General features: G+C 67.4%; 23 protein-coding genes. 10 read left to right on the top strand and 13 right to left on the bottom strand.

Going from position 1 to position 24,416, the window contains the following annotated elements:
- Window positions 1–176: helix-turn-helix domain-containing protein (locus tag H0X91_RS32820; protein ID WP_196432814.1), on the bottom strand; the 176-nt coding region annotated here is incomplete at its 3' end.
- On the opposite strand from H0X91_RS32820, the gene H0X91_RS32825 reads away from it, so the two are divergent.
- Both H0X91_RS32825 and H0X91_RS32830 read left to right on the top strand, forming a co-directional pair.
- On the top strand, window positions 175–411 hold the full coding sequence (locus H0X91_RS32825; protein WP_124633032.1) for a hypothetical protein: 237 nt from the start codon (window positions 175–177) through the stop codon (window positions 409–411). The two genes, H0X91_RS32820 and H0X91_RS32825, sit on opposite strands and share 2 nt — an antisense overlap.
- Before the next feature lie 106 nt (window positions 412–517).
- Window positions 518–850, top strand: a complete 333-nt coding sequence (locus H0X91_RS32830; protein WP_006496978.1) for a hypothetical protein — start codon at window positions 518–520, stop codon at window positions 848–850.
- 21 nt (window positions 851–871) lie between these two features.
- Here H0X91_RS32830 and H0X91_RS32835 read toward each other — a convergent pair whose 3' ends face one another.
- The 3 genes from H0X91_RS32835 to H0X91_RS32845 form a co-directional block, all read right to left on the bottom strand.
- Complete coding sequence (locus H0X91_RS32835) at window positions 872–1,744, bottom strand: LysR substrate-binding domain-containing protein (RefSeq protein WP_006483527.1); 873 nt, start codon at window positions 1,742–1,744, stop codon at window positions 872–874.
- A gap of 106 nt (window positions 1,745–1,850) precedes the next feature.
- Entirely contained in the window at window positions 1,851–2,750 is a 900-nt protein-coding gene (bla, locus tag H0X91_RS32840; protein WP_034202207.1) for a class A beta-lactamase, read from the bottom strand.
- A gap of 211 nt (window positions 2,751–2,961) precedes the next feature.
- Entirely contained in the window at window positions 2,962–3,831 is an 870-nt protein-coding gene (locus tag H0X91_RS32845; RefSeq protein ID WP_006489809.1) for a peptidoglycan DD-metalloendopeptidase family protein, read from the bottom strand.
- A gap of 500 nt (window positions 3,832–4,331) precedes the next feature.
- Between H0X91_RS32845 and H0X91_RS32850 the strand changes: the two genes are divergently transcribed.
- The 3 genes from H0X91_RS32850 (at window position 4,332) to H0X91_RS32860 (ending at window position 8,334) form a co-directional block, all read left to right on the top strand.
- Complete coding sequence (locus H0X91_RS32850; RefSeq protein WP_048988029.1) at window positions 4,332–5,228, top strand: LysR substrate-binding domain-containing protein; 897 nt, start codon at window positions 4,332–4,334, stop codon at window positions 5,226–5,228.
- 46 nt (window positions 5,229–5,274) lie between these two features.
- The gene (locus tag H0X91_RS32855) at window positions 5,275–5,661 is read left to right on the top strand and encodes an ester cyclase (RefSeq protein WP_196433703.1); all 387 of its coding nucleotides are present in this window, start codon (window positions 5,275–5,277) and stop codon (window positions 5,659–5,661) included.
- 510 nt (window positions 5,662–6,171) lie between these two features.
- Window positions 6,172–8,334: a hypothetical protein gene (locus H0X91_RS32860; RefSeq protein WP_196433704.1), complete on the top strand. Its 2,163-nt coding sequence runs from the start codon at window positions 6,172–6,174 to the stop codon at window positions 8,332–8,334.
- 83 nt (window positions 8,335–8,417) lie between these two features.
- Here the strand turns inward: H0X91_RS32860 and H0X91_RS32865 are convergent, their stop codons facing one another.
- Complete coding sequence (locus tag H0X91_RS32865; protein WP_196433705.1) at window positions 8,418–9,158, bottom strand: sulfite exporter TauE/SafE family protein; 741 nt, start codon at window positions 9,156–9,158, stop codon at window positions 8,418–8,420.
- Window positions 9,159–9,289: 131 nt separating this feature from the next.
- Entirely contained in the window at window positions 9,290–10,291 is a 1,002-nt protein-coding gene (locus H0X91_RS32870; protein ID WP_196433706.1) for an aldo/keto reductase, read from the bottom strand.
- 140 nt (window positions 10,292–10,431) lie between these two features.
- On the opposite strand from H0X91_RS32870, the gene H0X91_RS32875 reads away from it, so the two are divergent.
- Window positions 10,432–11,343, top strand: a complete 912-nt coding sequence (locus H0X91_RS32875; protein WP_006489811.1) for a LysR family transcriptional regulator — start codon at window positions 10,432–10,434, stop codon at window positions 11,341–11,343.
- Between the two features lie 43 nt (window positions 11,344–11,386).
- Here the strand turns inward: H0X91_RS32875 and H0X91_RS32880 are convergent, their stop codons facing one another.
- A complete protein-coding gene (locus H0X91_RS32880) occupies window positions 11,387–12,541 on the bottom strand; it encodes a porin (protein ID WP_006489833.1) in 1,155 nt (384 codons plus the stop codon).
- 380 nt (window positions 12,542–12,921) lie between these two features.
- Here H0X91_RS32880 and H0X91_RS32885 point away from each other — a divergent pair, with 380 nt between their 5' ends.
- Window positions 12,922–14,019: an OpgC domain-containing protein gene (locus H0X91_RS32885; protein ID WP_006489829.1), complete on the top strand. Its 1,098-nt coding sequence runs from the start codon at window positions 12,922–12,924 to the stop codon at window positions 14,017–14,019.
- Window positions 14,020–14,080: 61 nt separating this feature from the next.
- Window positions 14,081–15,019, top strand: a complete 939-nt coding sequence (locus tag H0X91_RS32890; RefSeq protein WP_006489813.1) for an alpha/beta hydrolase — start codon at window positions 14,081–14,083, stop codon at window positions 15,017–15,019.
- A 64-nt stretch (window positions 15,020–15,083) separates the two neighbouring features.
- On the opposite strand, the gene H0X91_RS32895 is transcribed toward H0X91_RS32890, so the two are convergent.
- Genes H0X91_RS32895 through H0X91_RS32905 form a run of 3 tightly spaced genes read right to left on the bottom strand, consistent with a single transcriptional unit; the run spans window position 15,084 to window position 18,544 of the window.
- Window positions 15,084–16,685: a GMC family oxidoreductase gene (locus H0X91_RS32895; protein ID WP_062910422.1), complete on the bottom strand. Its 1,602-nt coding sequence runs from the start codon at window positions 16,683–16,685 to the stop codon at window positions 15,084–15,086.
- Between the two features lie 26 nt (window positions 16,686–16,711).
- Window positions 16,712–17,245 carry a sugar dehydrogenase complex small subunit gene (locus H0X91_RS32900; protein WP_062884796.1) on the bottom strand — a complete coding sequence of 178 codons (534 nt, stop codon included), beginning with the start codon at window positions 17,243–17,245 and terminating at the stop codon, window positions 16,712–16,714.
- 15 nt (window positions 17,246–17,260) lie between these two features.
- Window positions 17,261–18,544, bottom strand: a complete 1,284-nt coding sequence (locus tag H0X91_RS32905; RefSeq protein ID WP_196433707.1) for a c-type cytochrome — start codon at window positions 18,542–18,544, stop codon at window positions 17,261–17,263.
- A 312-nt stretch (window positions 18,545–18,856) separates the two neighbouring features.
- Here H0X91_RS32905 and H0X91_RS32910 point away from each other — a divergent pair, with 312 nt between their 5' ends.
- Complete coding sequence (locus tag H0X91_RS32910) at window positions 18,857–19,615, top strand: SDR family oxidoreductase (protein WP_060268218.1); 759 nt, start codon at window positions 18,857–18,859, stop codon at window positions 19,613–19,615.
- Window positions 19,616–19,879: 264 nt separating this feature from the next.
- Here H0X91_RS32910 and H0X91_RS32915 read toward each other — a convergent pair whose 3' ends face one another.
- The gene (locus H0X91_RS32915) at window positions 19,880–20,752 is read right to left on the bottom strand and encodes an NmrA family NAD(P)-binding protein (RefSeq protein ID WP_062910421.1); all 873 of its coding nucleotides are present in this window, start codon (window positions 20,750–20,752) and stop codon (window positions 19,880–19,882) included.
- Window positions 20,753–20,838: 86 nt separating this feature from the next.
- Between H0X91_RS32915 and H0X91_RS32920 the strand changes: the two genes are divergently transcribed.
- Window positions 20,839–21,768: a LysR family transcriptional regulator gene (locus tag H0X91_RS32920; RefSeq protein ID WP_226244752.1), complete on the top strand. Its 930-nt coding sequence runs from the start codon at window positions 20,839–20,841 to the stop codon at window positions 21,766–21,768.
- Between the two features lie 54 nt (window positions 21,769–21,822).
- On the opposite strand, the gene H0X91_RS32925 is transcribed toward H0X91_RS32920, so the two are convergent.
- Window positions 21,823–22,917, bottom strand: a complete 1,095-nt coding sequence (locus H0X91_RS32925) for a potassium channel family protein (protein WP_043205538.1) — start codon at window positions 22,915–22,917, stop codon at window positions 21,823–21,825.
- 60 nt (window positions 22,918–22,977) lie between these two features.
- Window positions 22,978–24,312: an NAD(P)/FAD-dependent oxidoreductase gene (locus H0X91_RS32930; RefSeq protein WP_196433708.1), complete on the bottom strand. Its 1,335-nt coding sequence runs from the start codon at window positions 24,310–24,312 to the stop codon at window positions 22,978–22,980.
- Window positions 24,313–24,416 lie beyond the last annotated feature (104 nt).

Consider the following 24,416-nt stretch of genomic DNA (forward strand, 5'->3'; position numbering starts at 1 on the left):
TAGTGGCTGTGCTTCTTGCGCAGCCCCTGTTCACCATGCTCGCGATAGCTCGCCACCCAACGTCGCACCATCGTCCTGCCCACTCCGTAACGGTGAGCAAGTGTCTTGGTGCCGGCCTCTCCAGCCAGGTACGCCTGAACCACTCGACGCCGAAAACGTTCGTCGTACTTCGTCATGAAAAACACCCCAAAGGTTGGATCTAGTCCAACTTTTGGGGTGCAGTTCATCACGAGCGGCCGTTTTGCTTTCCGGACGACGCTAACCGTTGCCGGCGCAACGGTTACCGCGATCGTTCGTCATGCGATCTTGTCCCATCCCGCGTTTCCCCACCTTGCGGATGCGCAGATCCGGCCTACATTGGTTGAAGCACTGCGCGGTCATTTGCTTATTACCTATATTTTCGTTTTTTGATTCAAGAGGTCCGATGGTTTTGCCGTTTACGCAGATAGCATCGCAGCGTTGACGGACTGCCACCCGAGCGGCCCCGCTGCGACGCGCTTCCTCTCTGGAGCCTGTCATGAAGCATCGCGTGTTCGCCTCGTTCGCCCTGGCTGCCTCGCTTCTGGCCTCGTCCTCGTCATTCGCCGCCGGCGCGTCCGGCATCATCTACTTTTCCGGCATGATCGTCGAGCCGCCCTGCTCGTTCGCGCTCGACACGACCAACGCGGTCCGGGCACACGTGCGCCCCGACTGCCCGCGTCCGGCCGCCGGCCAGATCGCGTTCGTCGACGCGGCGACCCAGCGCTCGCTGAAGACCGCGCTCTTTACGCAAGCCTCCCGCGCAATCGTTTTACCTGACCGTCCGGGCAACGACCATGCACCGATGATCGCCGTCGTGACCTACCAGTAAAGCCCGCCGCGGCGCCGCGCGTCAGTCGCGGTGACGCGCGATCCAGTCGCTGAACGCACGGATCTTCTGCTGGCTGCCGAGGTTCTCGGGGTAGACGAAGAAGTAGCGTGCGCCCGTTTCGAGCACGATGTCGAACGGCCGTTCGAGCCGGCGTGCGCTCACGTCGTCGTCGACGAGCGTCACGTCGCCGATCGCGACGCCGAAGCCCTGCATCGCCGCGTTCGTCGCGAGATCGAGCGTGTCGAACGTCGGCCCGCGCGCGGGATCGACGCCGCGCTCGCCCGCATGGTCGAGCCATGCACGCCAGTCGCGGTGGTCGCGCGTCGGGTGCAGCAGCGTGTGATGCGCGAGATCGCCGACCGCGCCGAGCGGCGACGCCTGCCGCAACTCGGGCGCGCAAACGGGTGTCAGCCGCTCGTCGAACAGCGGCAGCGCGACGACGCCCGGGCCCGGCGACGTCCCGTAGACGATCGCCGCGTCGAACGGCTCGCTCGAGAAATCGACGACGTGCTGCCACGTGGTCGTGATCTGCACGTGGAGATCGGGATGTTCGCCCTGGAAGCGCATGATGCGCGGCAGCATCCAGCGCATCACGCAGGTCGGCACCTTCAGCGCGAGATCGGTGCGCTGCCGCGTGAGCTTCATCGAGATGTCCTCGATCCGCGCGAAGCTCTCGTCGACCACCGGCAGCAACTGCTCGCCTTCGGCCGTCAGCGTGAGGCCCTTCGCATGCCGCCTGAACAGCGGAAAACCGTAATGCGCCTCGAGCGTCTGGATCTGGCGGCTCACCGCACCCTGCGTGATGCACAGCTGCTCGGCCGCGCGCGTGAAGCTGCGGTGGCGAGCCACCGTCGAGAAGATCTGCAGCGCGTGCAGGGGCGGAAGTCGGCGCATGGCGAACGGGAAACGGAAAACGGCGCGGAAGGACCGCGCGCCGACGCCGGCGCGCGCTGACCGACACGATAAGCCAAACGCCGGCTTTGCGCGAGACGCCGGGTACTCAGGCCGTCGCGGTGAGCGCGCCCGCCGCGATGCGCGCCGCCGAGGCGACGACGTCCGCGCGCGCCGCGGCATCGGCCTGCGGCTGCGTGAACGACACGGCCATCACGATCGGTGCGCGCGCCGGCGGCCACAGCACCGCGACGTCGGTCGTCGTGCCGAAGCCGCCGGTCCCGGCCTTGTCCGCGACGCGCCAGCCGGGCGGCACGCCCGCCGCGATGCCGGTCGCGCCGCGCGCGCCGCCGACCATCCACTCCGTCAGTTGCGCGCGCTGCGGTTCGCGCAGCGCGTCGCCGAGCAACAGCCGCTGCAGCGTGTCGACCATCGCGACCGGCGTCGACGTGTCGCGCTCGTCGCCGGGCGCGGCCTTGTTCAGTTCGGGTTCCCAGTGATCGAGGCGGAAGGTGGTGTCGCCGCTTTCGCGCGCGAACGCGGTGACGGCCTGCGGGCCGCCGAGCACGCCCATCAGCAGGTTGCCCGCGCCCTTGTCGCCCGACTGCAGCATCGCGGCGCACAGCTGCGCGATCGTCATGCCGGTGTCGACGTGGCTCTCCGTAATCGGCGAGCCGGACACGATTTCATAGCGGCGATACAGGATGCGACGCGGCAGCAGCGATGCGTCGAGCGAACCGCGCGCGAGCATCGCGGCGGCCGCCATCACCGCATACGTACCGCACAGCGGGAAGCGTTCGCGTGCGTGATGCGCGATGCGTACGCCGTTCGACGTATCGAGCGCGGCGACGCCGAGCCGCCCGTTCGAGGCCTTTTCGAGCGCGGCGAGTTCGGCTTGTGCGGTGTGGGCGCGCCCCTGGTCGGCGACCGGCGCGGACGTGCACGCGGCAACGAACGGCGCGGCAACGGCGGCAAGCAACAGCGAGCGGCGTGTCGGAGAGTGTTCCATGAATGAGGTCTGTTCTGTCGGAAACGGTGGCGCGAAGCAACGCGGCCGCGCATCCGCGACGCGCGACCGTTCACGCCGACGGCCGGCCCGCGACGGCATTCGCCGCGCATCCCCGAAAGACGCCCGTCGGCCCCGCGCGATGGCGGGATTCGCATGAACAGACCCTAGCGTAGCAGCGACCGCCGTCGCGTTCCAGCGAAACGGCCCCGCCTCACCCTTGCGACGAAGGCAGGTACGGCATCGGATTCACCGGCTTGCCGTCGCGTCGCACCTCGAACAGCAGCGCGACGCGCGAGTTGTCGAGATCGCCCATCTCGGCGATCGCATCGCCCTGATGCACGATGTCGCCCGTCTTCACGAGCAGCTTGCGGTTGTGCGCATAGGCGGTCAGGAAATCCGCGTTGTGCTGGACGATGATCAGGCTGCCGTAATCGTTCAGGCCGGTGCCCGCGTACATCACGCGGCCGTCGGCCGCGGCGCGAACCGGGTCGCCCGGCCGGCCGGCGATCTGGATGCCGCGGTTCTGGCCGGGCCGGAACCCGTCGACGATCTTGCCGGTTGCCGGCCACTTGAGCGCGACGCCGCCCGCATGGCGACGGGTTTCCTTGACGACCTGACGGTCGCTCGCGCTCGATGCGCCGGCCTGCGAAGTGGCTTGCGCGGTTGTCTGCGAATTGCCCTGACTACCCGCCGCGCCATTGCTCGCGACGGCCTGCGTGGCAGCCGCTCCCGCGGGCGGCAACGGCTGCTGCCTGACGATGCGCAGCACCTGCCCCCTGCGCAGCCTGCCGTTCGCGGCCAGCTTGTTCCAGGTGCGCAAGTCGGCCACGCTGCAATCGTTCGCGGAAGCGATGCCCGTCAGCGTGTCGCCGCGTTTCACGACGTACTTCTGCGCGACGAGAATCGGCGCGGGCGGCATCGCGGCGGCCGACGGCGCGGCAGGCGGGCTCGAATCAGCGGGTTTTCCCGCCAGCGTGTCGCTCGGCGGAACGGACTGCGGACTTGCACAACCGGCCATGACGAGCACGGCGGCCAGGCCCGACAGCCACGCCGCCTTGCGGTGAATCTCGCGCGTTTTCATGGACGATCCGACTCCGGTTTGACAATCTTTCAAGCATCTCAAAAACGGAACGGCCGACGTGTAACCGGATGCAAACAATGATGACAAACGATCACGGACCGGATGCCGGCCGGCATTCGCTACCGGTAATACGGTCCGATCCGGAAAAACTTGATGGTGTTTTCGCAGAAAAACGGAAGAATTTTCGTCGCAAAAAACTATGGCTCATTTATTTCAATAGGCACGCACCGCGACGTTCATCGCCACCACGCGACAAGTTCGGCACCGGCCCACGCGACGCCGATGCACAGGAACAACAGATGCAGCGCGATCTTGAACGACACGCCCCATGACGAATCGATCTGCATGACAGGCTCCCCGGTTGATGTGCGTCCATGATCGACCATCGATCGCGCCCCGAAAATGCGGAAGCGGCGAACCGGGTCTCAGGCCAGCCCTGAGACCGGCGCCGCGGTTCCTGCTAACTTATCGGCCATTCCCCACCCATCGCTCCGCCCATCATGCGCTTCGACCTGACCGACCTGCGGCTCTTCCTGAACATCTGCGAAGCCGGCACGATCACGAGCGGCGCCGAGCGGACACACATCACGCTGCAGGCCGCGAGCGAGCGCATTCGCGGAATGGAGGACGAGCTCGGCGTGCCGCTGCTGCACCGGACCAAGTCGGGCGCACAGGCCACCGATGCGGGCCGTGCGCTCGAACACCACGCGCGCACCGTGCTGCAGCAGATCGATCACATGCGCGGCGAACTGCAGCAATACGGCCAGGGACTGCGCGGCCATATCCGGCTGCTGTGCAACACCGCGTCGCTGAGCGAATACCTGCCCGACGCGCTGGCCGATTACCTGCCGCGCCATCCGAAGCTGTCGATCAGCGTCGAGGAGCGCTCGAGCCAGGAGATCGTCCATGCGATCCGCAACAAGACCGCCGAGGTCGGCATCGTCGCCGATTCGGTCGGACTCGGCGGGCTCGAGCAGAAGCCGTTCCGCGAAGACTGGCTGATCGTCGTCGTGCCGGCCGCGCATCCGCTCGCGTCGCGCGACAAGGTCGCGTTCGACGACATCGCCGGCGAGGACTTCATCGGCCTCACCGACGGCAGCGCGCTGCAGGTGCATCTCGCCGACCAGGCGCGCGCGCTCGGCAGGCGGATCCGCTATCGCGTGCAGTTGAAGAGCTTCGACGCGATCTGCCGCGTGATCGCGAGCGGCGTGGGCATCGGCATCGTGTCGCGGCATGCGGCCGAGCGCGCGATGCAGACGATGGACGTGCGGCTCGTCGAGTTGTCCGATCCGTGGAGCCACCGGAAACTGACGCTCTGCGCGCGATCGTTCGACGCGCTGCCGAAGTACACGCGCGAGTTCGTCGCGTTCCTGTCCGGCGACGCCCCGCCGCAATGACGCGCGTCGCGTTCGACCTGCCCCATCGACTGACGGAGACATGACCATGACCGACACCGATCTCGCCACCCGCTATCGCGCGTATATCGACTGCCTGAACCGGCAGGACTGGCCGTCGCTCGGCGAGTACGTGTCCGACGACGTGATCCACAACGACCGGCCGCTCGGCCTCGCCGGTTACCGCGCGATGCTGGAACAGGACTTCCGCGACATTCCCGATCTCCGCTTCGACATCCGGCTGCTCGCGTGCGAGCCGCCGCACGTCGCGTGCCGCCTTCGCTTCGCGTGTGCGCCGACGGGAACGTTCATGGGGCTCGCCGCCGACGGCCGCAAGGTCACGTTCGCCGAGAACGTGTTCTACGAATTTCACGAAGGCAAGATCCGCCAGGTGTGGTCGGTGATCGACAAGGCGGCGATCGAGCAGCAGCTGTAGCGCCGTCGAAACGGCGGGTCGGCGCGCACGGCGGGCGGTGGCTGACAGCCCGCGGTGGCAGGTCGAACGCACCTCGATCCTTATGGATAACGTTTTCTTTCAGAAGGCGTCGGAGACCCGCCTCCATCCGATGCGCTCGCCCGCCGCTTCAAAGCCCTTCGCGCGTGCAATGACAGCCCAGCCACCGAGAAAAATCCCCGAGATTTTCGCGTAATTCCGATTTACCCTCCGCACCACTCCCTCCCGCCATTCGGGTTTCTACCGGCGCATCCGATGTGAAAGTTCATTGACATCGCGTCGATCGATGCCTAAATTTGGAAAACGTTTTCCATTACTGGAGCGCGACGCCGGTGACGGCCCGCGCAGGGGGAACGCTTGCGCGCTCGATTTGTGATTCAGGCCGTCCGTCTTCAGGGATCAGGGTTGCAAGGCGGAGGCCGGGTACGGGCATCGTGCGCCGCATCGGCTACATGTGCCCGGCCTTCACCACTATTCAAAACTGGAGACACCATGCATCCGCGCAGCAGATTCACGCTCGGCGCCGCGCTCGGCGCCCTTTCCGTCGTGTTCGTCAGCGCCTGCGGCGGCAACGACGTGACCGATACGCCGCAGCCACCTCCTTCGTCCAGCACGCCCGCGCTCGCGGCGAACTCGCTGCAGGCGCTCGTCTACGGCGCGCCCGACACCAGCGTGCCGGCCGGCACGAACATCCCGGTCACGATGATGGGCCAGATGCGCGCGCTGTTCGACCTGATCCGGAAATCGCCCGATTTCACGCAGGTCGTGATGGATCTCGGCGACGGCACGCCCGTCCACGTGCTCGACACGAATACCGGCGACAAATTCCTGCCCGGCAAGCTCGCGCTCGGCCTGTCGTACATCCTGATCGACATGAAGTCGAAGAACGACCCGCAATACGCAAGCTACCTCGCGACGTACCAGACGATCACGACCGCGATGATGGCGCAGTCGGGCAGCAACTACACGTATGCGAACACGTCGTGGGGCGAGTACTACTACCTCGTCGCGCTGAACAACCTGAAGGCGCACGGGATGCTCAACGAAGTCTTCAGCGACGCGATGCTCGCGACGCTGCAGCAGCGGCTCACCTTCTGCGACATGTTCGGCCCCGATGCAAGCGGCAAGACCAGCACGTGCCCGGCCGCCGGCACGCCGATCGACATCGCGTCGCTCAACACCGCGCAGAACTACTATGCGGTGTCCTACGGCATTGCCGGGCTGCGCCAGAAGCTCGGCTGGAGCAGCCCGTCGTTCGCATCGAAGACCGACCCGGCGGTCGCGACGATGAACGCGCGCGACGCACTGCTGTACACGCTGACGAACCACATTCGCAACGACTCGTCGGGCGGGTTCTCCGACGAAGCATCGAACACGCACACGACCTACTACGACCAGGCGCGCTTCGACCGCTACAGCACGCTGCTGATCGGCGAAGTGGTCGAGCGCACGTTCGAGATGGGCAACGAAGCGAACCTCACGCCGGAGCTGAAGGGCTATCTGCGCAAATCGGTCGACCTGATCCTGCCGCAGCTGAACCCCGACGGCCAGGGCTTCAACTACGGCCGCTCGATCGGCCCGTACGGCGATTCCGCGTTCATGGAGGTGCTGACGGCCGCGGCCAATGCCGGCGTGCTGACCGACCGGGAGAAACAGGTTGCGTATGCATTCATCTACCAGGCCGCGCGTCGCTTCGACACGTACTGGTACGACCCGTCGCTGCCGACGCCGTCGGTGAACATGTGGGTCAAGGGTCGCGGCACCGACACGTATCGCGGCAAGCCGCGCGTGATGGGCGAGAACTTCAGCCTGTTGCACCAGTACCTGTACGTGAACGCGTGGTGGAACAAGCTCGGCTTCGGCGGCCAGGCGCCGATGGCCGATGCCGACTACCGTGCGTGGCTCGACGCGCTGCCGCGCTACACGCTCACCTGGTACAACCAGCCGGGCGATGCCGCGCATCCGTACAGCGCCGCGCTGCTCACCGTGCGCGACAGCCGTCGCGTGATCAACCTGAATCTCAGCCAGGCGCCCGACTACAACTCGTACACGCCGTATTATCCGGTGCCGTTCTCCGACAAGCTGATCTACGGCACGACCGACCTCGGCTATGCGCTGCTGGTGCCGCAGGTGACGTACAACGCGAAGACCTACATTCCGGTCACGTACTACAGGAACCTGAACGTGCAGGAAAGCAACGGCCAGGTGATCGTGTCGTTCGATACGACGAAGTTCCGGCTCGCGTCGAAGAACGCCGCGTACACGACGGATCTCGACCTGCAGGTGCACACGGTGCTGACCTTCGCGCACGGCTCGGTCTCGCGCAGCGATACGCTGAGCTCGGGCACGCTCGCGGGCAACCTCGCGGTCGAGACGGATTTCACGTCGTTCGCGGATTTCGCGTCGACGCAGGCCAATGGCGACGGCGTGTCGGTGACGTACGCGAACAGCGCCGCGACCGGCTATGCGGCATCCGGGTTCGACACCTGCGCGCTGTCCGCCTTCGACACGGTGAACGGCGCGACGAATCCGTTGTCGACGACGCCGGTCGGGCAACTGCATTCGAACTTCGCGTGCACGACGAAGCCGTTCGCACTCGGCGCAGGCGCGACCCGCACGGTCGGATGGACGCTGAAGTACGCCGATCCGGCGTGAGCGGGGCAAGCACCATCCCGTGACCGTTCCCGAAGCCGGTTGCCGAAACCGGCTTCGGGATCATTCAGCATCCGGGCGCGCGCTCACCACCACCCCGACCCCGCCATATACGCGCCGAGCGCGATCAGCCCGACGAAGAAGCAGCGCTTGAACGTCTTCTCGCTCATCACGCGCCGCGCATATTGCCCGCCGGCCATCCCCGCCAGCGCGGGCACGAGCGCGAGCGCCGACACACCGAGATCGACCGTCTGCAGTGCGCCCGTCACGCGCAATTGCAGGCCGAGCACGATCGTCGACGCGGTAAACGACAGCCCGAGCGCCTGGATCAGATCGTCCTTCGACAACCGCAACGCCTGCAGGTACGGCACCGCCGGTACGACGAACACGCCGGTCGCGGCCGTCACGACGCCCGTCAGGTAGCCGACCACGGCCGACAGCCATTTTTCGTGGGGCCCCGGCGCGGGCAGCCGCGCGGCCGCCAGCCCCCACAGCCCGTAAAGCACCAGCACCACGCCGAGCGCCGCGTGCGTCCACGTGCTGCCGGCCGCGAGCGCCGGCAACCCGCCCGTCAGCGTACCGACCGTCAGGCCCGCGAGCAGCGGCCACAGCCGGCGCAGCAGCGCGCCGAACGACGGACCGAGCCACAACTGCCACACGTTGGTGATGAACGACGGCACGAGCAGCAGGCTCGCCGCGGCCGACGGCGGCATCGCGAGCGTCAGCAGCCCCATCGCGATCGTCGGCAGCCCGAGCCCGATCATGCCCTTCACCGCGCCGGCCAGCAGGAAGACCAGCACGATGATCGTCAGCGTATGAATTTGCATGGCAGGCATTCCGTCCGTCGAGTACGGCGCCGATGGTGCCTGCCCGCCATGCCGCCCGCCATCTGGTTTTGCCTGAGGCTGGCTCGGGCCCGCCCGCCGGGCCTGTCAGCCGGGCGATTCGACCCCGTGGATCACCCCCGGCCCTGCTCGCTGTCGAGGTGGGCCATCTGAGCGGTCGGATAACGCTCGCCGGCAGCCGCCCCGGCGGGAACCGCCGCTTCGATACGGACGAGATCATCGACCGTTAGTTGCAATTCAGTCGCCAGCAAACCGTCCTGCAGTTGCGAGCGCTTGCGGGCGCCGACCAGCGGCACGATGTCGGTTCCGCGCGACAGCGCCCAAGCGATCGCGACCTGCGCCGGATTGCTGCCTTTCTCGTCGGCGATCGCGCGCAGCGCGTCGACGAGCGCGAGGTTGTGCGCGAGGTTTTCGCCCTGGAAACGCGGGCTCGCCGCGCGGAAGTCGCGCTCGCCCTGCCGCGCCGCGGTCCAGCGGCCGCCCAGCAGCCCGCGCGACAGCACGCCGTAGGCCGTCACGCCAATGCCGAGCTCGCGGCATACGGGCAGGATCTCGGCCTCGATCCCGCGCGACAACAACGAGTATTCGATCTGCAGGTCGGCAATCGGCGCGACGGCCGCCGCGCGGCGGATCGTGTCCGCGCCGGCTTCCGACAGCCCGATATGGCGCACGTAGCCGGCCTTCACGAGATCGGCGATCGCGCCGACCGTTTCCTCGATCGGCACCGCCGGATCGACGCGGGCCGGGCGATAGATGTCGAGATAGTCGGTGCCGAGCCGCTTCAGCGAGTACGCGACGAAGTTCCGGATTGCCGCGGGCCGTGCGTCGTAGCCGGCAAACCCGCCGGCCGGATCGCGCAATGCGCCGAATTTCACGCTGATCCGCACCTGGTCGCGGGTGCGGCCGCGCAGCGCGTCGCGAATCAGCATCTCGTTGTCGCCCATGCCGTAGAAGTCGCCGGTATCGAGCATCGTGATCCCGTGGTCGAGCGCCGCGTGCAGCGTCGCGATGCTTTCGTCGCGGTCGGCCGGCCCGTAGAAATCCGACATCCCCATGCAGCCGAGTGCGATCGCCGATACCTGCGGGCCCGTGCGGCCCAGTTGACGCCTGTCCATGTCCGTTCCTTCAAATGGTGAGTGGATGAAACGGATTCTGGACGCGCGACGCCGCGCGATAAACGCGAAACGCTCCACCAAACCATTCGACGCTGATTAACAATGGAGCCTGGTTTCCTCCCGCCAAGGTTCTCGCCCGCATGGATCATCTGCAAGCAATGCGCATCTTCGCGCGCGTCGCCCATCTCGGCAGCTTCACGAAGGCGGCCGAGCAGCTCCAGTTGCCGCGCCCGACGGTCAGCAACGCCGTCCAGTATCTGGAAAAACACCTGAAGATCCGGCTGCTGCAACGCACGACGCGACGCGTCGCGCTGACCGCCGAGGGCGCGACCTACTACGAACGCTGCGTGCGGTTGCTGGCCGATCTCGACGACGCCGAAACGCTGTTCGAGGATGCCGGCGCGTCGCCGCGCGGCGTGATCCGCGTCGACCTGCCCGAACGGTTCGCGCTGAACCAGGTGATTCCGGCGCTGCCGGATTTCCACGCGCGCTACCCCGACCTGCGCGTCGCGATCAGCACGACCGACCGCTTCGTCGATCTCGTCGCGGACGGCATCGACTGCGCGGTGCGGGTCGGCGCGCTGTCCGACACGTCGCTCGTCGCGCGGCGCGTCGGCGAGATGGCCCAGATCAATTGCGCGTCGCCCGCCTATCTCGCGCGCCACGGCACGCCGCGCTCGCCGGACGATCTGCCGGACCACGTCGCGGTCGGCTATTTCTCGAGCCGCACGGGCCGCGAGCTGGACTGGGAATATGCGGACATGGATTCAGGCGAGATGCATACGGTGAAGATGCACAGCGTCGTGTCGGTCAACAGTTCGCAAGCGTATCTCGCGTGCTGCCTCGCGGGCCTCGGGCTGATCCAGGCGCCGCGCGACGGGCTCGCGCCGCTGCTCGCCGACGGCTCGCTGGTCGAGGTGCTGCCGGAATGGCGTGCCGGGCCGCTGCCCGTATCGGTGGTGTTTCCGACCGGCCGGCATCTCGCGCCGCGTGTGCGGATCTTCGTCGACTGGCTCGCGGAAACGCTCGGCGGCCTGCGCCGGGCGGACTGACGACGGTCGTGCCGGGGGCCGTGCGCCCCGGCACGACACCCGGTCAGAACTTGTGACGGATCGCGGCGCGCACCGAGAACTGGTTCGCCGATGCCGACGGGCCATCCGTCCCGACGACATAGCCGCCGTCGGCCGCCGTGCCCGTCTTGTCGCCGGCCACCTTCTGCCATGCACCCTGCAGGTATACGTCGGTGCGCTTCGACAGGCTGTAGTCGGCCATCAGGCCGACCGTGTGGTACTTCGGCTTGAACGAGCCGGCCGCCGCATCGTACTTGCCGTCCGTGTACACGTACTGCGCGCCGAGATAGAAATCGGGCGTGAGCTGGTACTTGCCGTTGACCTCGAAATTCTGGAACTTCGTCGCGGTCAACCCGAGGCCGGCGAACGTCGACGCCGGCAGGTAGACCGTCGATACCGGGTTCTTCACGTCGGTCTTCGTGTAGACGAAGCCGACCGTGGCCGGGCCGAACGTGTAGTTGACGCCGCCGCCGAAGATGCGCAGCCGGTCGGCGACGAAGTTCGCGTCGTCGGCCGCGATCGCGCCCGCGCTGCCGATGCCCGGGTTGTTCGCCTGCAGGTACGCGGCCGCGACCTGCAGCCCGGCCAGCGAATACTGCGCGCCGATGCTGTACTGGCGGTTGTTCGAGAAGCCCGTGCTGTTGCTGAAGCTGTACGTGCCGCCGAACGTCAGGCCGTTCCAGTCGGCGCTCGCGTACTTGACCGTGTTGTTGACGCGGAACGAGTTGTCCGTGTTGTCGTTGTCGAACGGGTGCGAGAACAGCGTGCCGCCCCAGTTGCCGTTCGCGGTCAGCGGTGCGAGATAGTCGACGACGGAATCGTACTGGCGGCCGAACGTCAGCGTACCGAAGCGCGATTCGGACAGCCCGACGAACGCCTGACGGCCGAACATGCGGCCGCCCTGGCCGAGCCGGCCGTTGTTCACGTCGAACCCGTTTTCCAGCGTGAAGATCGCCTTCAGCCCGCCGCCCAGATCCTCGCTGCCCTTCAGGCCCCACCGGCTGCCCTGCGCATACCCGCTCGCGAGCTGGTAATTCGTCTTTCCGACCCCATTGACGTTGACGTTGTTCGTGTAATTGAAGCCTTCGTCGATCAGGCCGTACAGCGTCACGCTGGTCTCGGCAAAGGCCGGCGCGGCAAAGGCAGCGAGCGCGGCGGCAAAAATGACGTGCTTCTTCATGACGGATCTCCGGAGCCGAGGGCCGGGCAGGCCGAGCGCCCGGCGAATGTTGGTCTGTTGTATGTGTGGCCCGCAGGGCGGACGACGCGGTGTGCGGCCGCGTGAGGACAAAATGGTGTCACGTCGGAAACCGTCCGTCCATCGGGTGCGGGTCGTCGCATGCAAAGCGTTGCGCTCGCCCAACTGCGCCGTTGCGCGGACAGCCTGACCGGGCTTATCGGCAGCGGCAGGCCGGACCGCCATCCGCGTAAACCCGGCAGGCGTCGCTTCGATGGCACAATGCGCATCCGTTCGCCATTTCTTCACGAAGTCATGCTTCACCCCGATTCATGCGCGGCGCGTGCCGGCCGTGCACGCGGCCCGCGCCGGAAGGCGCTCCGATGACCGCGCCGGCCCGGGCCGGCCGCTACGCCGAGCTCGATTTCTTCCGCGGCCTCGTGCTGCTCGTCATCGTCGTCGACCACATCGGCGGCAGCATCCTGTCGCGCGTCACACTGCACGCGTACGCGCTGTGCGACGCGGCCGAGGTGTTCGTGTTCCTCGGCGGCTTCGCGACCGCCATTGCGTACAACTCGCTCGCAGAGCGGCACGACGAGGCCGCCGCACGCCAGCGCTTCATCCGGCGGGCGTTCGAGATCTACCGCGCGTTCCTCGTGACGGCCGGCCTGATGCTGCTGATTACCGCCGCGCTGAATGCGTTCGCGATCGACGGCCCGAACATGCCGACCAACGATCTCGACGGGCTGCTGCACAAGCCGCTCGCCGCGCTGCGCGACATCCTGCTGTTCCGCCGCCAGCCGTACCTCGCGTCGGTGCTGCCGATGTACGCGTTCTTCGCGCTGCTCGTCCCGCTCGCGCTGCCGCTCGCCCGCACGCAGCCGTGGCTGATGCTCGCGTTCAGCGGATCGCTGTGGTACGCGGCGCCGCACGTCGCGCGCTTCTTGCCGACCGTCGAAGGCGCGCCGTGGGACTTCAACCCGTTCGCGTGGCAGTTCCTGTTCGTGCTCGGCGTGATCGCGCGCTGCCAGCCGGTCTACCAGACGCTCGCGCCGCGGCCGCAGGGCTGGCTGCTGACGGCCGCGTCGCTCGCGATCGTCGCGGCCGGCGCGTACTACCGGCTGCGCATCGAGCCGTTCCCGACCGATCCGTCGATCAAGCAGAATCTCGGCGCGCTGCGGCTCGTGAACTTCCTCGCGATCGCGTGGCTCGCCGCCAAGCTCGTGCACCTCGGCTGGATGAAGAAGGTCGCGCACGCGATGCCGTGGATCGGCACGATCGGCCGGCAGGGGCTGCTGTGCTTCGTCGCGGGCACCGGCATCTCGCTCGCGGTCGATTCGCTGCTCTACCAGGCGACCGAAGGCTATCTCGACGTGCCGCTCGGCCTGACCGCCGACGCCGTCGCGATGGGGCTGCTGTATCTCGTCGCCAAGCTCTACGGTCCGCTCGTCGCGCGGCTGCCGTTCCGTTCGCGGCCATGACGCGCCGCGCCGTCATGCGCCGCTGCTACGATAGCCGGCGCCTCCCCTGAAACGATTCGCCATGCGCCGACTCGCCCTTCCGTTCGCCCTCGCCCTGATCGCCGGCGCGATCGCCACCGCCCATGCCACGCCGCCGGCACCGGCGCCCGCGGCATCGCCCGCGCAGCCGCCGGCCGTCCAGACCGCGACGACCCCGTCGACCGCGCAGGAGCCGTCCGTCAATCCGGGCAGCAGCGTCGTGCTGCGCACGTTCCGCTCGGCGTCGCTGAAGCGCGACTGGTCGTACACGGTCTACCTGCCGCCCGGCTACAACCCGGAAGGCGCGCGCTACCCGGTGATGTACCTGCTGCACGGCAACGCGGGCAACGCGAACGACTGGGTCACGCAGGGCCGGCTGCAGGCCACCGCCGACACGCTGATCGAGCGCCACGACATCCCGCCCGTCGTGATCGTGATGCCGCAGGGCGGCACCGACTGGTACGTCGACCGCAAGGAGAAGATGCAGAGCGCGTTCCTCAACGACCTGCTGCCGGAAGTCGAAGCGCACTTCGCGGTGTCGAACCAGCGCGCGGGCCGCGCGATCGGCGGCGTGTCGATGGGCGGCTTCGGCGCGCTGCGCTTCTCGCTGCTCGAACCGGGGCTGTTCTGCGGCGCGATGCTGCTGAGCCCCGCGATCTATGCGAACGAGCCGCCGCTCAATTCCGCCGCGCGCTACGTCGGCGTGTTCGGCGATCGGCAGTTCGATTCACGCGTATGGCACGAGTTGAACTACCCGGCGCTGCTGCGCGGCTATTTCGCGCGCAGCTGGCGCGTGCCGATGTTCATCGCGGCCGGCGACGACGACCTGACGATCCAGGCGGAGTCGAGCGTGCTGTATACGCATTTGCGCCGCGCGCAGAATCCGGCCGAACTGCGCATCGTCGACGGCGGGCATACGTGGGACGTGTGGCGCGGGTTGCTCGGGCAGGGGTTGAGGTATGCGTTGGAGTGTGTGAAGTAAAACGGGGCTGAACGCGCCCGGGCACGGCGCCAGCACGTGCGCGATGCCGGCCGCCCCGCGTGCGTCACACCTCCGCCCCAATCGTCTTCGCCATCCTGAGCGCCAGCGCATACCCGGTCAGCGTCGGATTGACCACCGACGAACTCGGGTGCACCGCCGTGCTCGCGATGAACAGGTTCGGATGATCGTGCGTCCGGCAATCGCGGTCGACGACCGAATCGGCCGGATCGTTGCCCATGATCGTCGTGCCCATGATGTGAGAACTCGGCACCCACGCATGGATGTCGTTCACGATCTCCGTCGCACCGAACACCTGCTGGAAATCGCGGTAATCGTCGAGCACTTGCGACGCCGCACGCAACGAATAGTCGTACACGTCGTAGTCGGTGCGCGGCGTCGGCAGCCCGAGCGCATCCTTGCGATCGCCAAGCGTCACGCGGTTGCGCGGGTCGGGCAGGATCTCGACGTAGCTCGCGATCTTCAGATAGCGCGCCGCGTCGTGGCGGATCCGTGCATCGAGCGCGTCGCCGACGACACCTTGCGCGATCAGCCGCCGCGTGACGATCTCGTTCGGCACCGTGTTGTCGAGAAAATGCCGGATCGCGCCGTGTTCGCGACGAAACGCGCCGTCGCGCCGTGTGTTGATGCTGCCTTGCTGCGTCGGACCACGACCGGCCCACAACGGTTCGCGCGCGAGCATCGCGATCGCGCGGCCGGTGTGTCCCATCATGTTGCGGCCCACCTGGCCCGACGTGTTCGCGACATCCGACATCAGCAGCAGCTTCGGAATCTCGACACCGTGCGCCGCGAGCACGAAGGTCCGCGCGGTCAGGCGCGTGCTGTTGCCATCCGGCGTCATGTAGTGGATCGCGGCGATCTTGCGATTTTCGCCGCGCTCGATCTTGTAGACGACCGCATTCGTCAGCAGCCGCGCGCCCTGCGCGACGGCGCGCAGCACCGGACGATCGCCGGAGAATTGCGCGCCGATCGGGCAGATCGGCGCGCAGTTGTTGTTGCCGGCGCAGGTCGGCCGGCCCTCGTAGGGCCGCGTCGCGCGCGCGTTGGGCTCGTCGACGAAACGATGACCGATCGTCGCGACCTTTTCCGCGACCTGCTGCGTCAGGTACGACCACGGCTGCTGACGCATCGGGTAAGGCTTCGAGCGCGGCGGGAACGGCGCACCGCCCTGCCCGCTCTGGTCGTCGGTGTCCGAGCCCGACACGCCGATCTGTTCTTCCGCGAGCTGGTACCACGGCTCGAGCTCGTCATAACCGATCGGCCAGTCGCGCCCCTGCCCGTACAGGCTCTGCAGCCGGAAATCGTTCGGCAGCATGCGCCACGTCGCGCCACCCCAGTGCCACGTCGTACCGCCGACGAGCCGCAGGAACGACGGCTTCTGCAACACCGGGCCGACACTGTCGATGTAGCGATCCGAATAGCGGCCGGTGGACGACTTCGGCGCCCACGGCAGATCCGGATACGGGCCGTTGTAGTCCGACTTGTTGCCGTAGTTGCGGAACGCGCGAACGAGCTCGGCCCGCTTCACGTCCGGCCCCGCCTCGATCACGATGACGGACTTGCGCTGCTGCGTCAGCGACTGCGCCACGGCGCCGCCCAGGATGCCCGCGCCGATGACGATGACGTCCGCGTCATAGGAACTGCTCATGATTTCGATCCTCGTTCGAAGGCGGCTCAGCCGGCGTCGGCGGCCGGGCGTGCGGTCCAGTACTCGGGGCGCGCGCGGATGTAGGTTGGAATGACCGTGACGTCGGAGGTCGGCTCGAACATCAGCGCGGTTTCGTAGCCGACCATGCGCGCCTGCCCGCCGTGACCGACGCTGCCGGTGTAGAAGGCTTCGATGATGGCCAGCGCCGTCGCGCGCAATTCGGGGGCGGCGACGCCCAGCGTGCGCACGAACCTATCGACCGGCTGCGTGCCCGTGCCGATCGCGACGGCCAGCGCGCGCAGCCGTGCGGGGAATTCGCGGTCCTGCTCGACGAGGCCGTCGTAGACCGACTGCACGTAGCGCGACGGCAGCGCCGAGCGGCGCGTCAGGTACGCGGCCACTCCGGCAAAGTCCCGCAGCGGCACGGCCTGCGGCGCGGTGGCCGCGCGCGCGATCAGCATGCCGGCCGGCAACGCGGCGGCAAGCGCCGCACCGGCCGACAGCTTCACGAGCCGGCGGCGCTGCACATCCGGTGCGCCGCTCACATCGAAATCGTTCATCGCGTGCCTCTCCTGTCAGTGGGCGGGCGCCGTGCGAATCTTCGCGACCTCGGCCGCGCTCACGCGGGCCCGGCCGTTGCCGAATCGTTCGCTCAGGTAGTTCACCAGCGTCACCACTTCGTCATCGTCGAGTTCGGTCTGGAACGCCGGCATGAAATAGTGCGTGGCGCCGTTGTTCACGCTCGCGCCATGCATGACGACCTGCAGCAGGTTCGACGCGGTGGCGGTGCCGACCGCGCTGTTGGCGAACAGCGACGGGAAGAAGCCGTCCGTCGTGCCGGCGCCCGTCATCCCGTGGCAGCTCGCGCAATGATCGAGGTAGAGCGACGCGCCGGCCGGCGTCTGCCCGCCCGCGGCGGCCGCGGCGCGGATCGCGAGGTAGTCGTCGGTGGGGCGCCCCTGGGTCGAACGCGGTGCGGTATCGGCGCCCTTCGCGGCGGGCACGGTCGACAGATACACGGCGATCGCGTTCAGATCGCGTGCGCTCATCCGGCTGAAGCTGTGCTCGACCGCCTCCGCCATCGGGCCCGCGGCCTGCGCCTTGCCCGGGACGTTGCCGGTACGCAGGTACTGGACGATCTGCGCGGTCGTCCACGTGCCGATGCCCGCGTCGCGATCGCGCGTGATGTTGAACGCCTGCCAGCCGGCGAGCGGCGCGCCGGCGAGATAACCGACGCCGGTTTCGTCGTACGCCAGCTCCTGCATCCCGATGCCGCGCGGCGTATGGCAGGTACCGCAGTGCGCGGCGCCCTGCACGAGGTAGGCGCCGCGATTCCACTCGGCGTCGCGCCCGGGTTTCGGCACGTACGCGCCTTCGCGCAGATACAGCGCGTTCCAGATCTTCAGCGGCCAGCGTACGGTCAGCGGCCACGGGAAATCCGGCGCGCGGTTCGGCTGACGCACCGGCGCGACGCCCTGCATGAAATACGCGTACAGGTTCGCGATGTCGTCGTCGCTGAACTTCGTGTACGACGGGTACGGCATCGCCGGGTACAGGTTGCCGCCGTCGCGCCGCAGCCCCTTGCGCAGCACGTTCGCGAAGTCCTGCTCCGAGTAGCGGCCGATCCCCGTTTGCCGGTCCGGCGTGATGTTGGTCGAGTAGATGTTGCCCATCGGCAGCGGCATCGCGAGACCGCCCGCGAACGGCTGACCGCCCTGCACCGTATGGCACGCGACACAGTCGGCCGCGACGGCCAGCGCCTTGCCCGCGGCGACGCGATCGGCCGCCTGCCCGGCCGCCGACGCGGAGGTCGCGATGAGGAAAAGCACGACAAGGGCGGAAAGGCCGGGCAAACGCATGGAAATCGTTCCTGGAGGAATCCGGTGGAAAAAGCGGTTTCGGGCGCTTTTGCGATGCGGCCCTCTATTCATTCGAAGGCACCGACCGCTTGGCGTGGCCGCACTATATCATCTTCTGTATCGATACACTAAATCGATACAGAATTGCCATTCGGGTAATAATCAGCGAGTGCTCGACCAGCGCCGCGGGATCGATCGCGCTTTGCAAGCGTGCGCGAACCGGCGCGGCGCGCATTTCGACTACATTGCCGAAGTGGCGATGACATCGGTCATCGCCGGCCTCCCCTTACTCGACCCGCAGGAAACCCAGCCATGTCTGTCTCGAAGAAATTCGCCGCCGTCACGGGCGCCGGCTCCGGCATCGGCCGCGCCGCGGCCCTCGCGCTTGCCCAGGCCGGCTTCACCGTCGCGCTGCTCGGGCGCACGGAGGCGTCGTTACGCGAAACGCAGGACGCGATCCGCGCCGCCGACGGCGACGCGCAGGTGTTTCCGGTCGACGTCACCGACGAAGCGTCGGTCGACCACGCGTTTGCACGGATCGCGCAACAATTCGGCCGGCTCGATGTCCTGTTCAACAATGCCGGCCGCAACGCCCCGGTCGTTTCCCTCGATGAATACGAGCTCGACGTGTGGAACAGCGTCGTCGCGACGAACCTGACCGGGGTGTTTCTGTGCGCGCGGGCCGCATGGCGGATGATGAAAGCGCAGACGCCGCAGGGCGGCCGAATCATCAACAACGGCTCGATCTCGGCGCACGCGCCGCGCCCCGACACGATCGCGTACACGGCCACCAAGCACGCGGTGACCGGGATCACGAAGTCGCTGGCGCTGGACGGCCGCCGGTACAACATCGCATGCGGCCAGATCGACATCGGCAACGCCGCGACGTCGCTCACGGAACGGATGACGCAAGGCGTCCCGCAAGCGGACGGCAGCCTGGCGCCCGAAGCGCGGATGGACGTCGCGCATGTCGCGAACGCGATCGTGCAGATGGCGAATCTGCCGCTCGACACCAACATCCTCAACATGACGATCATGGCGACGGCGATGCCGTTCGTCGGTCGCGGATAGCGGGCGCCGAGGTCGTACCGGGAGGCCTCGTCCACGAACGGATGCAATGCCTCCCGTCGCTCGATGCGCGTCACCGGTCGGGCCGGTGCAGCACGCCGCGCCGCGCGTGTTCCGTCAACGTATCTTCTTTTTCTCGCCGGTCGACGGCGGCTTACATACGACGAACCGACGACGGTCCTGCCCCTGAACGACATAGGCACGGCGCGGGTACGAAAGGATTGAGCGGCCCCGCAATAGAGCCGGATGGAATGCGAACGCGCGGCGTTACGCCCGCAGGATATCCTCGGCGACATGCTCGAACGGCACGCGCCCGTGGCGAAGTTCCACCGTTGCGTCGCTTTCGAAGCCGATATGGCCGTTGTTCAGCCCGCGATTCAGTTCGATGAAACCATCGATCGCGGCAGTCGAGAACGGGTTCATCGCGAGCACCCCGGCCCATGCGGACGGCTCGAGCGCCACCGGTCGCACCGGCCGATTCAGCACGCGCGCAAAGGCATCCGCGATGTCGGCCGGTGAATACGCGCTCGGCCCCGCCAGCCCGACCTTCCGGACACCGTTCCAGTCTTCCTGCAGCATTTCCGCCGCAACGCGGCCGATGTCTTCGGTCGCGACCATCGGGATCGCCCGTTCGACCGGCCCGAGCAGACTCGGCAGGATACCCTGCACGCGGACCGGCTCGACGACGCGCGCCCAGTTCTCCATGAAGTAGGCGGCCCGCAGGAACGCGACCGGTATGCCCAGTTCGGCCAACCGCTGCTCGGCCGTCCGGTTGGTCGCAATCACGCCGGTGCCGGCCGACCGGTCCGCGCCGACCGACGACAGCAACACGAGTTTCGGCAAGCCCGTCGCGCGAACCGCCGCGGCGACGGCACGCGCCGTCACGTCCGCGTGCTCGAACAGATTTTCCAGCGCATAGTTGGGCGGCTTGACCAGATATGCACCGCGCGCGCCGGCGAACGCCTGCATCAACGCAGCGGAATCGGCCAGATCGGCAACCACCACTTCCGCACCCAGCTCCGTCCAGCGCACCGCCTTCGCTCGATCGCGCACGACCACGCGAACCGGAACCCCTGCATCGATCAGCACCCGGGCGGCGACGGCCCCCGTGCGTCCTGTGACACCCGTGACAACGTACATGTGTTCTCCCAATAGCCGCTCCACCGGTTGGAGCGATGGTTTCGATGATGTACGCTGACCTCACATAACTCAAATGCATACCGATCATGTCAAACATGCACGAAGCGGATTTACGGTCCGTCGATCTCAACCTGCTCAAGCTGCTCGACGCATTGCTCAAGGAACGCAGCGTCACGCGTGCCGGCATGCGGCTCGGCCTGACCCAGCCCGCTGCGAGCCGCGCGTTGGGCCGGCTGCGCACGCTGCTTCACGATCGTGTCGTCGTGCGCACGCCGAAGGGGCTGGAATTCACGCCGCGCGCGGCATCGCTTGCGCAGCGCGTGTCGCGTGTACTGACGGAAGCGGCAGGCATCGTCGCGCCTGCGGTGTTCGACCCGGCCACCGCGCGCGGACTGTTCTCGATCGCGAGCCTTGATCACATGGCGTTGACGCTGATTCCGGATGTGAATGCGCGGCTGGAACGAAGCGCGCCGGGACTGGATCTCGATGTTCCGCCGTCACGCAGCAATAACGTCGAACTCGTGACGGATGGCACCGCAGGTATCGCGCTCGGCGTATTCGACGACGATACGTTGCCCGCCGGCATCTATCGTCGAAAGCTCTATGACGATAATCTGGTCTGCATCGTGCGGAACGGGCATCCAGCACTGTCGGCGCGGCTGACACCGAAGCGTTTCGCCGCGCTGTCGCACGTGCTGGTGACGATCGGCGGCCGGGGTGGAGAACTCGTCGACGCAGCGCTCGCGCGGCAAGGGCTGCACCGGCGGATTGCAATGCGGCTACCGCATTTCCTGGTGGCGCCGATGGTGGTCGCGAAGAGCGACATGACGCTAGTGCTGCCGCAACGGTTGGCGCGGCATGTCGCGTTGTCGATGCCGGTCACACTCGTGAAGTTGCCGGTCGAGGTGCCGTCTTTCTCGCCGTCGATGATCTGGCACGAACGCACACACGACGATCCCGCGCATGGTTGGCTGCGGCAGCAGATCGTGGAAGTTGCGCGGGAGATGGGGCGCTAGGTATGGCCAGCAGGCGTATGCGACGCATCGCGCTCGGCGCAACCCGCTTCTCTGTCACACATCCGGATCCGGAATCCGCGCCGACTGAATCACCACCAGCGTATCGCCCGCCTCGATCCGGCACGGCGGATCCTCGTAAAACGAATGAATCTTCCCGCAGCGGTCGAGCCCGACCACGATCGCGCCCGGCACGACGTTCGTCAGGCAGCCGATTTCATGCGGCAACGCCTCGCGCTCCAGCAGCGTCGCGCGCCCGCGCGTCGACAGCATGTCGTTCACGAACGGCACGATGTAGCGGCTATGGACCGCGTCCGCCAGCAACAGCGCGCCGATCTTCGTCGACGACACGATCACGTCCGCGCCGGCCTGCCGCAGTTGCCGCTGGTACAGGTTCTCCTGGATCCGCACGACGATCTTCGTATCGGGCGCGATGCTGCGCACCGACAGCGTCAACAGGATCGCGGTCGGATCGTCCGTCACCGAAATGATCACGGCCTTCGCCGCGCGCACCTGCGCCTGCTGCAGCAGATCCTCGTGCGCCGGATCGCCGAGCAATCCCGTCACGCCGAGCGACGTCGCCGCCTCGAGAGCCTGCTGCTGCGAATCGATCACGATGATCGTCGCCGGATCGACGCCGCTCTCCAGCAACTCGCGCACCGCGATCGATCCCGACAGGCCATAACCGCACACGACGATGTGATCGGACAGTTGCTTCTGCAGGCGTTTCATGCGGAATTCCTCGACGACGCGCTGGATCACGAACTGATACGCCGTGCCCAGGAAAATGAACCAGATGCCGATGCGGATCGGCACGATGAAGAACGCATCGAGCAGGCGCGCCCGCGCCGTGACGGGCACGATATCGCCATAGCCGACCGTCGCGACCGTGACCATCGTGAAGTACACGAGATCGGCCACGGTCATCGGCGTGCTCTTGGTCGAATCGCGCAGGCCGTCGCGATCGAGATACAGCACGAGGAACGCGAGCGTGCACAGCAGCACGACCGCACCGAGGCGGAACAGCAGCGTGCGCCGCGGCGAGGTCGCCGGGCGCGTGAACAGCGTGCGCGCACGCGGCGCCTGCCACGGATTGCGGGCGCGGCGCAAGCGCATGCGCAACGAGCGGCGCTGATCGGATGGCGTGGCCAACGGGGAATCTCCTGAAGGATGCGGGCTCGATTCTACGACGGGAACGCGTGCGCCCGGCCGTCACAGCATGCTGCGCGGCCGCACCATCGTGCCGTCGACGAAACGCCGTGCACGAAACGCCGAGAGGTCGAGCGACGGCGCGCCCGTGTCGATCCATTCGGCGAGCAGCCGGCCGACGATCGGCCCCATCGCGAAACCGTGACCGCAGAACCCCGTCGCGATCGCGAGCCCCGACGGCGTGCCGGGCGCATCGATCACCGGAATGCCGTCGGGCAGCACGTCGATCAGGCCGGCCCACGCCTCGACGATCTGCGCATCCTTCAACGCGGGAAAGATCGCCTTGAGCTTCGCGAGCGCACGCGGCGCATGCGCGCGATTCGGTTGCGGTTGCGGATCGCGCGGCTCGATCGGCCCGGTCGTGCCGTGGATGCGGGCGAGCACGTCGCGCCATGCGGATGCATTCAGGTGCAGCCGGAATTTGTCGCGCTGCGACCAGAACTCCGGCCAGAAGAGGCTCAATCCGCGCAGGTGGCCGAGCGTCAGATCGACGTCGACCTGCATGTCGTCGGCGAGATTGATCGCGCCGTTCTTGCGCTGCCGGATGCCGAGACCATGGCCCCACACGGTCGCCGCGGACACCGGCGCGACCACGTTGGTGCGCATGCAGGTGCCGCGCACGGCCTGCTGCGGCAGCCGGATGCCGACGCCGTCGAGCAGCCGGAAACTGGTCGCGCCGGCCGCGCAGATCACGCGCCGCGTGCGGATCGTGCCGCGTTCGGTCGCGACGCCGACGACCGCGCCGCCGGCCGTCTCGATCGCGGTGACGCCGCAGCCTTCGAAGAAACGCGCGCCGGCCTCGGTCGCGCGCGCCGCGAACGCGGCGGCCACGCGGCGCGGCTCGGCCTGTCCGTCGGTCGCCGTATACAAGCCGCCGAGGGTACGCGCCTGCGTCGACAGCGCGTTCACGCGTTCGTCGATCTGGGCGCGCGTCAGCGTGCGCGTGTCGAGCCCGTGCTCGCGCGCGACGGCGAGCCATGCCTGGAACGACGCCCAGTCGTCTTCGTTGTCGGCTAGGTACAGGCAGCCGCCCTGCCGCCATTCGAGATCGAAGCCGAGTTGTTGCTCCAGGCCTTCCCAGATTCGCATGCCGGCCATCATCAGCGGCACTTCGGCGGATTCGCGCCCCTGCTGGCGCACGAAGCCCCACGCGCGCGTCGATTGCTGGCCGGCGATGCGCGACTTGTCGAGCACGACGGCTTTCAGGCCACGCAGGCCGAGGTAGTAAGCGGCCGCGCAGCCCATGATGCCGGCGCCGGCGATCACGACGTCGGCCTCGACCGGAAACGCCGTAGCGGCGTGGCTCAATGCGTCGTGCAGCGGATAAGTGGTGGTCATTGTTTTCTGTCGGGTATCAATGCATGGCCGGCCAAGCTTATCGCGGCAACGTCGTCACATGAAGCGGGCGGCGCGCGATCCGGACCCCGCCCCATCCCCACATC

The organism is Burkholderia sp. 9777_1386 (genome assembly GCF_015712265.1).
In the GTDB taxonomy this organism is placed as follows: domain Bacteria; phylum Pseudomonadota; class Gammaproteobacteria; order Burkholderiales; family Burkholderiaceae; genus Burkholderia; species Burkholderia cenocepacia.